This window comes from Wolbachia endosymbiont (group A) of Rhinocyllus conicus (assembly GCF_947250775.1).
Classification (GTDB): domain Bacteria; phylum Pseudomonadota; class Alphaproteobacteria; order Rickettsiales; family Anaplasmataceae; genus Wolbachia.
Map to the genome: position 1 here is coordinate 591,984 of NZ_OX366349.1, position 14,022 is coordinate 606,005.

Here is a 14,022-nt window from a genome sequence, read left to right on the forward strand (position 1 = left end):
AATATTATGCAATCAATATACTAAAAATAAATTATAGTGCAAGCACTTTTTTTTACATTTTTTAGTATAAATTTTATTCACTCTTTTTTTATAAAACTCAACTTTCAAGATTCCGCTAACACGTAGCGGAATGACGAACTGTCGACATCTGTCTATATGCCCCTGGATTCCAGTGGGCTTTGTTGCATAGCAACCGAAAAAATCTGGTGGCTACTGACAAAATTCATTATAAATAACCATTTAACTGTTGAAGAAAAAATATGCCACAGAAAATGAAAGTCAGTAACCAAAACGAATATAACAAATTCCTTGAAAAAAGGGGAAATATTTTTCGTTACATCGATGAAGCTATCGAAAATTGGTATGAAAATAGTCCAAAAATGCAGGGCGGCAACTATATTTACAGTGATAAAGTCGTAATTTTGGTGCATATAATTGTCAATCTTTTTAGAATTGGGTTAAGACAAACGGTGGGGTTTATAAAAGGATATCTGCAACAAATAGGAAAAAATTTGGCAGTTATCAGCTATTCACAAGCATCAAGAAGGTTTAAAAAACTTAATATTAAGATAAATGATTGCAGGGTTGATAAAAGCAACATGGAAAATATTGAAATTATCATAGATAGCACAAGTATCAGCATTTACAGTAACACTCCTGGCCACAGTAAGGAAAACAGTGCAGATAGAAAGTACCGAAGCTACGAGCAAGTAAGAAAGTTACATGTTATGTTAAGTGTGAATAGTAAAAAAGCTATAGCTGCAAGATACAGTAATGGCGTCTACTCTGACCACTATGGAGCTTGCGATTTGCTTGAAGAAGTTAATTTTCAGCACAAAATAAAAGCATTATATGCAGATAGGGCATACGATAGGCACAAACTTTATAAATTGTGTAAGAAATACGATATAAAGACAAAAGTTCTACCAAAAAAGGATGCAGCAGAACATTCAAAAATAGATTATATGTCTGACAGGAATGCTGCTATTAGGTTAATAAAATTATATGGACAAGATGGTGTAAAAGAGTGGAAAAAGGAAGCAATTTATGGAAAGAGATCTTACATAGAAGGATTTTTCTCAAGGTTGAGGCAAGTATTTGGATTTAGCTTTAGGAATAAATCTGAAGTAAATCGTGAAAAAGAATTACTAATTAAGTGCTATTTGCTCAACAAATTCACTGATATTGGTATGGCTAAATTTGAAATCATTACATAAATTTGTCGTAAACCATCACTGCTTAAGGTGCTATGCAACAAAGCCATTCCAGTGTCAAGCACTGGAATGACAAGTCATTGGCAACCCTAAGTTCCCTACGTCATACCGCGATTCATTCGCGGTATCTCAAGCATAGATTCCGCTAACACGTAGCGGAATGACGAACTGTCGACACCTATCTATATGCCCCTGGATTCCAGTGGGCTTTGTTGCATAGCACCTTAAGCAGTGATGGTTTACGACAAATTTATGTAATGATTTCAAATTTAGCCATACCAATATCAGTGAATTTGTTGAGCAAATAGCACTTAATTAGTAATTCTTTTTCACGATTTACTTCAGATTTATTCCTAAAGCTAAATCCAAATACTTGCTTCAACCTTGAGAAAAATCCTTCTATGTAAGATCTCTTTCCATAAATTGCTTCCTTTTTCCACTCTTTTACACCATCTTGTCCATATAATTTTATTAACCTAATAGCAGCATTCCTGTCAGACATATAATCTATTTTTGAATGTTCTGCTGCATCCTTTTTTGGTAGAACTTTTGTCTTTATATCGTATTTCTTACACAATTTATAAAGTTTGTGCCTATCGTATGCCCTATCTGCATATAATGCTTTTATTTTGTGCTGAAAATTAACTTCTTCAAGCAAATCGCAAGCTCCATAGTGGTCAGAGTAGACGCCATTACTGTATCTTGCAGCTATAGCTTTTTTACTATTCACACTTAACATAACATGTAACTTTCTTACTTGCTCGTAGCTTCGGTACTTTCTATCTGCACTGTTTTCCTTACTGTGGCCAGGAGTGTTACTGTAAATGCTGATACTTGTGCTATCTATGATAATTTCAATATTTTCCATGTTGCTTTTATCAACCCTGCAATCATTTATCTTAATATTAAGTTTTTTAAACCTTCTTGATGCTTGTGAATAGCTGATAACTGCCAAATTTTTTCCTATTTGTTGCAGATATCCTTTTATAAACCCCACCGTTTGTCTTAACCCAATTCTAAAAAGATTGACAATTATATGCACCAAAATTACGACTTTATCACTGTAAATATAGTTGCCGCCCTGCATTTTTGGACTATTTTCATACCAATTTTCGATAGCTTCATCGATGTAACGAAAAATATTTCCCCTTTTTTCAAGGAATTTGTTATATTCGTTTTGGTTACTGACTTTCATTTTCTGTGGCATATTTTTTCTTCAACAGTTAAATGGTTATTTATAATGAATTTTGTCAGTAGCCACCAGATTTTTTCGGTTGCTATGCAACAAAGCCCACTGGAATCTAAGTTTTTATGCAAAGTTATTATATTTATATACTTGCAAATAGGTGCAATTTGGAATGATCTATATTGTGAAATTAAGAAATGAGATCCCAGTGTCTGGGCACTGGGATGACATGGGAAGGAAGCACTGGAATGACAGAAGAGAGCACTCGGATGACAGGGGAAGGAGGCACTGGAATGACAGAAGAGAGTGCTGGAATGACAGAAAAATCTAATCTATTTTCTCTTGATGAATAAACCTAAGTGGAGTATAGTAGAAATGCATTTACGTAGATTCTAATGAATAATTTAGTTTTGATTTATACAACTTTTTCAAGTTTTGAAGAGGCTAAAACTGTTTCTGAGGAATTGTTAAACGAGAAATTAATTGTATGTGTAAATATATTTCCTGAAGTGAATTCTCTGTATTTATGGGAAGGTAAAATTAGTAATAGTTGTGAAGTAGTAGCAATTATGAAGAGCAAAAATGATCAAGTTGATAAAATTGTAGAAAAAATCGAAGCAATGCATTCTTATGATCAGCCAGCTATTGCTGTGATGTCCATAGAAAAAGCAAATAAATCTTTTACTAATTGGGCTAATAGTGTTATTGATGTAAGTAGTATTGGGGTGTAGCCAAGTGGTAAGGCAGCGGTTTTTGATACCGCCACGCGAAGGTTCGAATCCTTCCACCCCAGCCATATTGAAGTGGGTGTGAAATGATATCACTTTTCTATAAATTAAGATTATTGAATTATATATTAGGTAGTCTAAAAGATATAATTGTGAAACTGTTTCTCTTCACAATGTATCTTTACACATCCAGCATTGTGCTCATGTTTCTCAGCAATGGTTTTTGGTATGCTGTAGAATTTGGCTCTTTCAAAAATGCGTTTTACCATTTATTTCAATATTGCAAGTGGTATTATGAAAATAGGGAAGACCTCGGTTACGGAATTTCTATTCGAATATTAGTAGCATTCCTTACTCCGCATTTTCTCTATAAGTTGTTCCTTAGCACAGGCTGGAAGTCTTTTTTAAAGGAAAAGATAGTGCAGATACTCAGCACAAGAAGAAAAAAGGGTAGTGAGTTCAGTAACAGTAGTAAACCAAGTGGCAGTAGTTATAGTGATAAGAATAATTACAGCAATAACAGTGAGCATCACGCTCAAGATGCAAAGCGGAAAGTAAACATAATAAAGCAGCTATTAATCAAAGATATAGAGGCAACTATAGATAGGAGATTGAATGATATTTTTTTCGGTAAAAGGAGTAAACCTCATTAAAAAGGCTTTATCTAGTAAGGCTTTTTAAGATTGGCTGTATTTTGTTTTTTACGTATACCGGATCACAATCAGCCAATATACATGTGTGTGCAAAATCTTGACTAAAGTCCGATAACCAAGAAATCGCCTTACGTTTCTCTACCAAGCTTTCTGTTTTTTTACAGTGACTTGCTGCATCAATCATTGCCTGCGCTATTACTGATTTCCACAGCAAATAATACCTTTGTATATCATCTGACGTACTATTTGTTTCATAGTGGTTAAAAAATTCTTTAAAATTGAAATTGTTTGACATAATGATACCTCTTTGGATTGAAATTTGAAATGATTTGAGTTTATGTCGCCACAGCAGATCCCGCTAACAAGTAGCGGGATGACGATTGTCAGGGTGTCATCCCAGTGCCTCTCTATAATGTCATCCCAGTGCCTCTCTATAATGTCATCCCAGTGCTCCTATAATGTCATCCCAGTGCTCCTATAATGTCATCCGAGTAGCTGACACTGGGATCTCATTTCACTCTATAATAGCAGTGCTCCTTTCTTGTCATCCCAGTACTGATTAGCTATAAAATTTAAGAAATTTACCAAATAAAAAAAAGGCAAAAGAAGCCCCGTGGTGCGAGTTTTGACTCTATATTACTGTAAGTGGCGCTGTAATAATGTGCTAACGCTTAAAATAAGCGCGATTTGGCTGAATGTAGAAAAAATAAAAAAGACATGCAGCCGCTATAATTTTATGTAATCCGCCAATAAATACCTGAGTTTTTTACTGAATTTTGTCATTGAGCCTGCAGGTCAAAAACAAGTTTTGAGTCATAAATACCCTTATTGTCATAATAAGGGGGCTGGCGGAGTTTGTCAAGTAAGTTTTTTCGTTTCTATGTTGTCAGCTACTTGCATGACACCATTTGTTGTAAACTCACTTTTTCTTGATTTTTTGGTTTATCTTGTCTACCTATTTTGCCACTTTGCTAAACGGATACCTACTGAATAACAGTAAGATTTTTCAATCCTGTTCCACAGCAAATTTTAGTGCCATGTGAGTAGTTATAGTGCTGTTAACAATCAAAACGACAAAAATTAACATGGTGATTAGTAGTGTATAAATATTCAAGGACAAATTTTCAAATTGAGTTAGCATTTTAAAATACACAAAGGTTGGCATTATCATTGGCAAAACAAGAATTTGCGATACTCCTGATGCTAAGTTGTTTCGACCAATCATCAATGCATTTCCAGTAGCTGAAATATTAATGATTATCAGCGTATTAAATAATAAAGACACTCCAACTGCTATTGAGTGTTCAATACTATTGCCTAGAACTGCAAAGCTGAATATGGAAGAAACCACTGAAATCGGTAGCCCAAATAATAACCAGTGAGCGAAAATTTTATAAGCAACTATAAGCCTAGAAGAGAGTGGCTGTACAAAGATTTGCTCTAATATTCCATCATGATAATCAGATGTAAACAAATTATTTGTAGAGATCTGCAAAACAAATGTAGCACATATCCATGTTAATGTTAACATAACTTCTTGTTTATTGTTGTTTTCAAGTGTAAATGAAGATAAACTTAACATTATAATAAAAATACATACTATATAGGTAAGGTTCTTACCATCTATTACTAATTTTTTTACTAAGTCGATCATACTAGGCTTTTAAATGTTTATTATAAATTATAGTGTTTACTTTGAGGGTAGTATAATTTTTTGTTCATAAGTTATATAGGTTTTATTATTTTTTTGATAATGCAATTATGGAAAAGTTACCGAAAATAAAGTCACCAGAGGATTATACTCCTTCAGAAGATGAAGAATATATGAGCGTAAAACAACTGGAATACTTCAGCTTAAAGTTACAATCAATACTCGCTGAGTTGGAGAAACAAGAACTAGAAGATAATAGTATTGATACATACTATTCTGATGGAGATAGTGGAAATGAGGAATTAATCAAGCGCCGAAAAGATAGAAAAGAAAAGATTAAGGAGGCGTTAGAAAAAATAAAATTAGGCACTTATGGTTACTGCGATGGAACAGGAGAAGAAATAGGAGTCGAAAGACTTAAAGCTAATCCGCTTGCTATATATTGTATTGAAGAGCAAGAGAGAGTAGAAAAAGAAAAGAACGTGTACAACATTAACGATTAATTTACACATAAGTGGTGAGCCATTGGGCTTCAAGAGGAGCAAGAGGCTGATCAGGACTGAAGTATGTTATGCTATAAAGAAAGTGGAAAATTGGACATTCTCAACTCGACTCCTGCAGATTAAAAATTAAGTTGAATTAAAAATTGGGTTTGACGCAGTTTTTTCCCATAGTTTAAAAAATTAAAAATTTAACGATTAGAATTATAATTACAAACCACAGTAAAAAATAGACTTTTCCATTTGATTTATTTTTAACTTGGATGTTTTCTAATTTTTTATCAGCTATTAGGTTTAATTTTTCTATAAGGCTAAATATCCCTTGGATTGTTTTTACAGGATAAGAATTTCTAATTTTTTCCCTATACCCTATTTTACTTTCATGTTGACTGCTTATCCACGCTTCAACTACTTTCCACATATTGATTTCTGGGTAGATCTTTCTACATGTCCCTTCCAGTAAAATCATAGTTTTCTGCAGCAATAACAATTGTGTTTGAACTTTCATATCAAAATCACCAGTTATTTTTAATAGCTGAGCAAGTAAACTAGCAAATGAAATCTTCTGTATAGGCTGCCCAATAATGGGTTCACCTATTGCCCTGCAAGCTGTGACAAAATTTCTATGCTGTGATGAAACGTAACCAGCTTTAAAGTGCATTTTTGCAACGTGGTCATAATCCCGATTTAAAAAGCCTTTGAGTATCTCTATAACGTAATAGCATGTCTCACGATCTATTCTACCCATGATTCCACAATCCAGGGCAATAATATTGTTATTACTATCAACCATTAGATTTCCAGGATGCATATCAGCATGAAAAAAACAATCCCTGTATACCTGACTACAAAACGATTCTATAAGATTGATAGCTATTTGCTTACGATTATTCAGTTTTTCAACTTCGTATATTGGTGTTGCTTCTATCCATTCTAATGTTAAAACCTTTTTTGCAGTTCTATTCCAATCTATTTCAGGTACATAAAAACCTCTGTCATTTTTTGTGTTTTCCTTTAGTTCTGAAGAGTGAGCAGCTTCAAAACGTAGATCTAACTCTAATCGGCAAATTTCAGCAAAAGTTTTGACTAATTCAATTGGCCTCAGCCTTTTTGATTGTTCGCTAAATTTTTCTGCAATTTCTGCGAGCCAAGAAAGCATTTTTATATCCCTTGAGAATGTTTTCTCAATATTTGGCCTTAAAACCTTCACAGCAACTTCCTTACCCTCAGTTGTAACCGCTCTATGCACCTGAGAAATCGATGCTGCTGCAATTGGCTTTTCAGAAAAGCTTGAAAAAATGTCGCTCAATTTACAATTAAACTCACTTTCTATAGTTTTAACTGCTATTTTATGTGAAAATGATGGCAATCTATCACATATCAATAACAAGTTATTTGTTATATCCTCATTTAAAACATCAGTACGTGATGAGATAGACTGCCCAAACTTAATGAACACCGGACCTAATTTTTCAAGAGCACACTTTAGCTTATGGCCTTGTATTTTATTTATTGATTTCTTTGATGGTGGAAGTAAATAAGGTAATATATTGTAACGTGTCAGCACTGTAGTTATGTGCAGAAGACGCAAAATATTTTGAATCATTTTGCTGCGTAACTGCTAAATATTTCATTTAGGGTTCTATTTTTCATAATCTCATCAGGCTTGCCTTGGCAATAGATAGTATTATTTATACAAATTACGTAATCTGAGGATGGTAGAGCAGAGTTAAGATCATGAGAAGTCATAAGAATCGATACCAATCGTTTTTTTGCTATTTTATTTATAATATCATAAAATTTAGCCCGCGCGTTAATATCCATTGCACTGACTGGTTCATCTAGAATGATCAAGTCAGGCTCTGCAATTAAACAACGTGCAAGCAGTAGTAGTTGTGTTTGCCCTGCAGAAATTTCTAACACTTGATTCTTCAAAATGTTACCGATACCAACCAACTCTATCGCTTCTGTAATAATGGATTGATTTTTCTTTAGTCTTTTCAAGGAGCTATTTAAAAGGAAATATTCAACTGTTATTGGCATCAAATTACTAATACTAAAATTTTGCGGCATATAGCCAATTTTTATGTTGTCAGCAAATACGATACTACCGGTACAGCTTTTATTTATGCCAGCAATTGCTTTCACTAAAGAGGTTTTACCTCCACCATTTGGACCAAGTATTGTAATTACGTCTCCTCTTTCCATGAACATATTGATATTGTCAAGGATTCTTTTACCATCATATGTGAGAGCAAGATTTTCTATTTTTAGAACACGATTATTGACATTATTTAACTTTTTGGCAAAATTTAACTTCTTCTCAACGTTTATATGAGACATTTACTGCCTTTTTTTCTATTACTTTCATTTACACTATACTATAATATTGCCTTTTCATCCAATTTAAAAGTTGTAGCTACAATCAAACCTATCCACTCACTTGTAGCTTCTGTGACAGAAGGAATTTTAGAACCGGAATTGCTTGGCTATGCAACATCTGCGCATAATTATATATTAAAGCCGTCTGATGCGAGTAATTTGGAATCAAGTGATGTCATATTTTACACTGACGATAACTTAGAGACGTTTGTTCAAACTTTCGCCAAAAATAATAAAGAACTAGTGCAATTGTCAAAGGTAATCAACCTACTTCCTGCTCGGCCACATTCATTTTCTAGAAAAATTACCAATACTCAAGATGAAAAAGACCTACACATTTGGCTGAGTCCCGAAAATGCAAAGAGCATGGTACTTTTTATAAGTGCAACATTGTCTAACATAGATAAAGAAAATTTCCATCGATACAACTCTAATGCAACAAAAGCCATAAAAAAAATAGACCAAGAAGTAAAAGAAATCGTGAAAAAACTGAATGATTTTAAAAATCAAAAATACATCGTCACTCACGATGCTTATCAATATTTTGAAAAATATTTTGGTTTAAATCACCCAAGCGCCATTCTTTCTATAGAAGAGGATTCGTACATAGGTATGAAGAGTTTAATGAAGCTAAAAAAGATAATGAAGGAAGAAAACGTTAAATGTATATTTGCTCATTCACAAGAAGATAGCATAAAGCCTAATGCTCTTTCTAATGACGCAAAAATGGTAGTTCTTGATCCTATTGGATCAGACATAGAGCCTGGAAAAGATGCATATCTAGCTATAATCAATAGCATTGCACAAAATTTCAAATCTTGTTTTGTTGAGTAACAAGTTCTTTTTAAAATGCCTCTGACTTACTGTTTTATTGTTCTGCATTTAAATCACCATTTGCCCTTTACATATTATACAGGTTTAGAATTATGCTTTATTCTTACGTTTATGTCTTGGTCCAATACAATCAATAAGTTAAGCAAGTATTCTAAGGAAAACCCTTCGATTTTTGACCTATTGATTTGAGATACTTTAGGTTGATCAATCTTTAGAGCGCTTGCTGCTTTTTTCTGTGTTTTGTACCTCTTACTTATTAATTGTGCAATGACCTTTATTAATTTCAGTTTTGCATCTTTTACATCCCCCAACTCTACTATTATAGAATAACTTAATTGTAAATTTTGCATAATAATAAAATTCCTTATAAAAAAACTACTTTAATTTTTCTTCTTTAAATAATACGTGCCTTCTGACTACTGGGTCGTACTTCCTAAACTCCAGTTTTCTGGTGAGCTTTTTTGGATTACGCTTTTTTACATAAAAATAGCCAGTTGATTTTTCTTCACCAGTTTTTGTTATCTTGATTGCAGTGCTGACTAACTTAACGAGCAAAGAAGCATTTTTTTTCGCCATACTTATAATGATATAATAAATTCTATGCGAGTTTATTACGCAAAACACTAAAAGTCAACCGAATAATGCAGATCGTAAAATTCTTGACAATCAACAGTGCATTAAGTAGCATGAAGTTAACTTCAGAATGAAAAGCAAACGGTAAATAAGTGGCAAATAGTGGCAAAAGGTTATTATTGATAGAAAATTCTGCCTGTTCTAATGAGGTAAGAGTTGCCTTATCAGTTAATAATAAGGTTGTAGAATTTGAACAAGAATTCAAGGAAAAAAAACAATTAAGAGGTAATATATACGTTGCTTATGTAAAGCGTATAGAGCCTTCTTTGCAAGCCGTATTTATTGAATATGGAAAAAACAAGCAAGGTTTTTTATCTTTTTCCGAGATATCTCTAGATTACTTCAATATTCCAGAAAAAGAAAAGGAAATTATCTTTGAGGGCTACTCAAATGACGATTGTACAGAAGAAGCTTCAGCAAATGTTTCTTCAGATTCTGCAGCTAGTAAGAATGTCAACGAGTTAGGTAGTGGTTTTGTAAGAGAGGTACCTTTATATAAAAAATACAAATTACAAGATGTTATTTCAGTAAATCAAAAAGTATTGGTCCAGCTAACTAAAGAGGAACGAGGCAATAAAGGAGCTTCATTTACAACATACATAACTTTAGTGGGTAGATACTGTGTTTTCATGCCAAATTCCATGAGTAAAGGTGGAGTGTCTCGCAGAATTGAAGATGCTAATGTCAGAAAGCAGTTAAAGGATATACTGAGTTCAATAAACTTGCCAAAAAGATCAGGTTTAATAGTAAGAACTGTTGGTTCAGGAAAAGATAAGAAAGAAATTGAGCAGGATTACAATTACTTATCCTCATTATGGCAGAGCATTCAAAAAAATGCCTTCTCTGTAAATGCTCCATCATTAATTTACAACGAAGCAGATGTAATTATGAGATCTGTTCGTGATTTTTGTAGCGATGGTATAGAAGTCATAGTATCTGGGAAGGAAGCTTTTGAAGCAGTGAGACAATATACTAAAAATGCATTAAAAGGTAGTAAGTTGCGTTACAGATTGTATAGAGGTTCTATCCCAATCTTTACTTACTATGGAATCGAAGATCAAATTTCTGAGTTATATAGCAATAGGGTAGAGTTGCCATCTGGTGGGTCTTTGGTAATAACTTTAACTGAGGCGTTTGTTTCAATAGACGTAAATTCAGGAAAGATGACAGGAGAAGATAGCATAGAAGAAACAGCTTATAGAACCAATATGGAAGCAGTACCTGAAATATCAAGACAGGTGAATCTTAGGGGCCTATCAGGATTAATAGTAGTCGATTTTATTGACATGTTGAAATATCAGTATTGCAGAGCTGTTGAGTCTGCTATAAAGCAAGCGTTTAAAGACGATAAAGCTAAAGTTCAATTTAGCTACATAAATGACTTTGGTTTAATGGTATTTTCAAGACAAAGAATTAAACCAAACATACAAGAAATTAATACTACAGAGTGTTTACACTGCAAGGGTATTGGAAGAGTAAAATCGAACGAAGTAATTGTTGCATCGATACTAAGGGATTTACAACACATTGCTCATAGGAACCAAAATAAGTCTTTTGATTTAGTAGCGCATAGTGCGGTTATAGCGCATATTTTTAATAATAAAAGGAATACAGTTTCTACAATCGAAAAAGAGTTTAATATTACATTGAACATTAGTATTGATAACAGTTTAGATGTAAATACATTTGTTTTAAAACAAGGAGATGATGTTAATTCAAACGGTTATAAGCCATTACAGAACTCTGGATACCAAATTGAGGATAGCAGCAATGAAGAAGTTGATAATTCAAATAAACTACGAGGCAATTTTTGGCTGACTAAATGGCTTTCGCGCTTTTTAAGTTCTAATAACTAATTAGAAACCCTAAATTGGGCTTGTAATTAATAAGTCCTATACTTATATATTCTTATATCAGATAATATTTACAATGGGGTACTCATTATGGGAAGAGCAATAGGCATAGATCTCGGAACAACAAATTCTTGTGTTGCAATAATGCAGGGCAAGGATACAAAGGTAATAGAAAATAAAGAAGGGGCAAGAACTACTCCATCTATAGTTGCATTTACTTCGTCAGGAGAAAGGTTGATTGGCGCTCCTGCAAAAAGACAAGCAACCACCAATGCAAGTAATACTTTTTTTGCTACTAAGAGATTAATAGGCCGTCAATACGGTGATTCTGAAATGAAAAATCTAAACGTGCCGTATAAAGTGTTTGCAGCAAAAAATGGTGACGCATGGGTTAAAACCACTGATAATAAAGAATACTCTCCTAGTCAAATTGGTGCATTCATACTACAAAGCATGAAAGAAGCAGCAGAAGCTTATCTTGGAGAGGAAGTAAAAGATGCTGTGATAACAGTGCCAGCATACTTCAACGACTCTCAACGTCAAGCGACAAAAGATGCAGGAAAAATCGCCGGATTAAATGTGCTCAGAATAGTAAATGAACCGACTGCTGCAGCGCTTGCTTATGGTCTTGATAAGAAACATGGGCACACAATAGTGGTATATGACCTTGGTGGTGGTACATTTGATGTCTCAATACTTGAAATAGGTGAAGGGGTTTTTGAAGTAAAGGCTACAAATGGTGACACTCATCTTGGAGGTGAAGACTTTGATAACGCAATAGTGAGTTATTTACTAGATGAATTCAAGAAAAGTAATGGCATTGATTTGAAAAATGATCCAATGGCTATGCAAAGAATCAAAGAAGCTGCTGAAAAAGCGAAAATTGAATTATCAAGTGCAATGGAAACGGAAATAAATCTACCGTTTATTACAGCTGATGCAAGTGGTCCAAAACACTTAAATATGAAATTAACGAGAGCAAAACTTGAAAGCTTAGTGAATGATTTAATCGAAAGAACTATGGCTCCTTGTAAAAAAGCTCTTGAGGATGCTGGTTTGTCTGCTAGTCAAATTGGCGAAGTGGTTCTCGTTGGTGGCATGACTCGTATGCCAAAAGTCATAGAGAAAGTTAAAGAATTCTTTGGCAAAGATCCACATAGAGGAGTAAATCCTGATGAAGTTGTAGCAATTGGAGCTGCAATACAGGCGGGAATCATTCAAGGTGATGTAAGAGATGTGTTACTACTTGACGTGACTCCACTTTCTCTTGGTATTGAGACTCTAGGAGGAGTATTCACTCCACTTATTGAACGTAATACTACTATTCCTACTAAAAAATCTCAGGTGTTTTCAACTGCAGAAGATAACCAAACAGCCGTTACAATTAAGGTACATCAAGGTGAAAGAAAATTGGCGGTTGATAACAAGCTACTTGGTCAGTTTAGTTTGGAAGGGATACCTCCTGCTCCTCGTGGAGTTCCTCAGATCGAAGTAACATTTGACATAGATGCAAATGGAATAGCACACGTTTCTGCAAAAGATAAAGCTACTGGAAAAGAGCAAAAAATACGCATTCAATCTTCAGGTGGTCTATCTGATGATGAAATAAATCGCATGGTAAAAGAAGCTGAAGAAAAAGCGCAAGAAGATGAAAAGCGCAAAAAGTTTATTGAAGTGAAGAATCAAGCGGATAGTTTAGTTCATTCTACAGAAAAGTCTCTGACAGAGTATGGTGATAAAGTTTCACCAGAAGATAAATCTGCTATTGAAAATGCAGTTAACGAATTAAAAGAAGTTAGTAAATCTGATAACATTGATGACGCTGATTCAATCCAGCAGAAAGTTACTAATCTTTCTCAATTATCTATGAAACTTGGAGAAGCTATGTATAATGCCTCACAACAAAATAGTGCTGGAAATGGCTTTTCATCAGAAGGGAATCCAAATGATAAAGAAGAAAAAGTAGTAGATTCTGATTATCAAGACATAGATAATAAGGAAGAGAATAAATAAGGGTGTATTGTTATATCACTTTTCCTGTCATCCCAGTGTCAGCTACTTGGATGACAAGAGGAGCATGTTGTTGCTTAAAGAAACCATTATGGATATTATTAAAACAATAGAAGAAAAGATACGCGATTCGATAGATGTAATTGATATCAACATTGTCGATGAATCAGCAAAGCATGCTGATCATTATTTTGCTTCATCTTCAACATTACCTTCGCACATTAAATTGATATTAATATCTGACGGCTTTATTGGAATGAGCATTCTAAAAAGACATAAGTTGATTTATGAGTTATTGAAGGGTGAGATAGAGCTAATACATGCAATTTCTCTTCACTTGTATACGCAAAACGAGTACAATTTAAAAAATAAATAATA

17 protein-coding genes and 1 tRNA gene are annotated in these 14,022 nt (G+C 33.8%); 10 read left to right on the forward strand and 8 right to left on the reverse strand.

The window, feature by feature from the left end; all coding sequences use genetic code 11:
• Positions 1-260 precede the first annotated feature (260 nt).
• Entirely contained in the window at positions 261-1,217 is a 957-nt protein-coding gene (locus tag OOK92_RS02990) for an IS5 family transposase (protein WP_264735778.1), read from the forward strand.
• 247 nt (positions 1,218-1,464) lie between these two features.
• Here the strand turns inward: OOK92_RS02990 and OOK92_RS02995 are convergent, their stop codons facing one another.
• Together OOK92_RS02995 and OOK92_RS03000 are read right to left on the reverse strand one after the other, a co-directional pair.
• Complete coding sequence (locus OOK92_RS02995; RefSeq protein WP_264735368.1) at positions 1,465-2,421, reverse strand: IS5 family transposase; 957 nt, start codon at positions 2,419-2,421, stop codon at positions 1,465-1,467.
• Positions 2,406-2,531: a hypothetical protein gene (locus tag OOK92_RS03000; protein ID WP_264736201.1), complete on the reverse strand. Its 126-nt coding sequence runs from the start codon at positions 2,529-2,531 to the stop codon at positions 2,406-2,408. Before OOK92_RS03000 ends, OOK92_RS02995 begins: the two co-directional genes overlap by 16 nt.
• Before the next feature lie 66 nt (positions 2,532-2,597).
• On the opposite strand from OOK92_RS03000, the gene OOK92_RS03005 reads away from it, so the two are divergent.
• The 4 genes from OOK92_RS03005 to OOK92_RS03020 all read left to right on the forward strand — a co-directional run bounded on the left by OOK92_RS03005 (position 2,598) and on the right by OOK92_RS03020 (position 3,781).
• Positions 2,598-2,753, forward strand: a complete 156-nt coding sequence (locus tag OOK92_RS03005; RefSeq protein WP_264736202.1) for a hypothetical protein — start codon at positions 2,598-2,600, stop codon at positions 2,751-2,753.
• Between the two features lie 42 nt (positions 2,754-2,795).
• Complete coding sequence (gene cutA / locus OOK92_RS03010; protein ID WP_264736203.1) at positions 2,796-3,131, forward strand: divalent-cation tolerance protein CutA; 336 nt, start codon at positions 2,796-2,798, stop codon at positions 3,129-3,131.
• Positions 3,122-3,196 (forward strand) — tRNA-Gln (locus tag OOK92_RS03015). The genes cutA and OOK92_RS03015 overlap by 10 nt, the downstream gene beginning before the upstream one ends.
• 18 nt (positions 3,197-3,214) lie before the next feature.
• Positions 3,215-3,781 carry a hypothetical protein gene (locus OOK92_RS03020; RefSeq protein WP_265016699.1) on the forward strand — a complete coding sequence of 189 codons (567 nt, stop codon included), beginning with the start codon at positions 3,215-3,217 and terminating at the stop codon, positions 3,779-3,781.
• Positions 3,782-3,788: 7 nt separating this feature from the next.
• Here the strand turns inward: OOK92_RS03020 and OOK92_RS03025 are convergent, their stop codons facing one another.
• Both OOK92_RS03025 and OOK92_RS03030 read right to left on the reverse strand, forming a co-directional pair.
• Positions 3,789-4,076, reverse strand: coding sequence for a hypothetical protein (locus tag OOK92_RS03025; RefSeq protein ID WP_264736204.1), 288 nt, complete (start codon positions 4,074-4,076; stop codon positions 3,789-3,791).
• A gap of 711 nt (positions 4,077-4,787) precedes the next feature.
• Positions 4,788-5,435, reverse strand: a complete 648-nt coding sequence (locus tag OOK92_RS03030) for a heme exporter protein CcmB (RefSeq protein WP_253309720.1) — start codon at positions 5,433-5,435, stop codon at positions 4,788-4,790.
• Between the two features lie 107 nt (positions 5,436-5,542).
• Here OOK92_RS03030 and OOK92_RS03035 point away from each other — a divergent pair, with 107 nt between their 5' ends.
• Positions 5,543-5,935 (forward strand): TraR/DksA family transcriptional regulator, encoded by a 393-nt coding sequence (locus tag OOK92_RS03035; RefSeq protein WP_253302608.1) that lies wholly within the window; start codon positions 5,543-5,545, stop codon positions 5,933-5,935.
• Positions 5,936-6,107: 172 nt separating this feature from the next.
• Here the strand turns inward: OOK92_RS03035 and ubiB are convergent, their stop codons facing one another.
• Positions 6,108-7,538, reverse strand: a complete 1,431-nt coding sequence (gene ubiB / locus OOK92_RS03040) for a 2-polyprenylphenol 6-hydroxylase (RefSeq protein WP_264736205.1) — start codon at positions 7,536-7,538, stop codon at positions 6,108-6,110.
• Positions 7,535-8,275 (reverse strand): metal ABC transporter ATP-binding protein, encoded by a 741-nt coding sequence (locus OOK92_RS03045; RefSeq protein WP_064124826.1) that lies wholly within the window; start codon positions 8,273-8,275, stop codon positions 7,535-7,537. Before OOK92_RS03045 ends, ubiB begins: the two co-directional genes overlap by 4 nt.
• Between OOK92_RS03045 and OOK92_RS03050 the strand changes: the two genes are divergently transcribed.
• Positions 8,267-9,148, forward strand: a complete 882-nt coding sequence (locus tag OOK92_RS03050) for a zinc ABC transporter substrate-binding protein (RefSeq protein ID WP_319803917.1) — start codon at positions 8,267-8,269, stop codon at positions 9,146-9,148. The genes OOK92_RS03045 and OOK92_RS03050 overlap by 9 nt on opposite strands.
• A 74-nt stretch (positions 9,149-9,222) precedes the next feature.
• On the opposite strand, the gene OOK92_RS03055 is transcribed toward OOK92_RS03050, so the two are convergent.
• Both OOK92_RS03055 and rpmG read right to left on the reverse strand, forming a co-directional pair.
• Positions 9,223-9,498 carry a helix-turn-helix domain-containing protein gene (locus OOK92_RS03055; RefSeq protein ID WP_264736207.1) on the reverse strand — a complete coding sequence of 92 codons (276 nt, stop codon included), beginning with the start codon at positions 9,496-9,498 and terminating at the stop codon, positions 9,223-9,225.
• A 25-nt stretch (positions 9,499-9,523) separates the two neighbouring features.
• Positions 9,524-9,724, reverse strand: coding sequence for a 50S ribosomal protein L33 (rpmG, locus tag OOK92_RS03060; protein WP_064124823.1), 201 nt, complete (start codon positions 9,722-9,724; stop codon positions 9,524-9,526).
• 149 nt (positions 9,725-9,873) lie between these two features.
• Between rpmG and OOK92_RS03065 the strand changes: the two genes are divergently transcribed.
• From OOK92_RS03065 to OOK92_RS03075, 3 genes are all read left to right on the forward strand, one after another.
• A complete protein-coding gene (locus OOK92_RS03065; RefSeq protein ID WP_264736208.1) occupies positions 9,874-11,637 on the forward strand; it encodes an Rne/Rng family ribonuclease in 1,764 nt (587 codons plus the stop codon).
• Positions 11,638-11,724: 87 nt separating this feature from the next.
• Positions 11,725-13,647: a molecular chaperone DnaK gene (dnaK, locus tag OOK92_RS03070; RefSeq protein ID WP_264736210.1), complete on the forward strand. Its 1,923-nt coding sequence runs from the start codon at positions 11,725-11,727 to the stop codon at positions 13,645-13,647.
• 88 nt (positions 13,648-13,735) lie between these two features.
• Positions 13,736-14,020: a BolA family protein gene (locus tag OOK92_RS03075; RefSeq protein WP_253309613.1), complete on the forward strand. Its 285-nt coding sequence runs from the start codon at positions 13,736-13,738 to the stop codon at positions 14,018-14,020.
• Positions 14,021-14,022 lie beyond the last annotated feature (2 nt).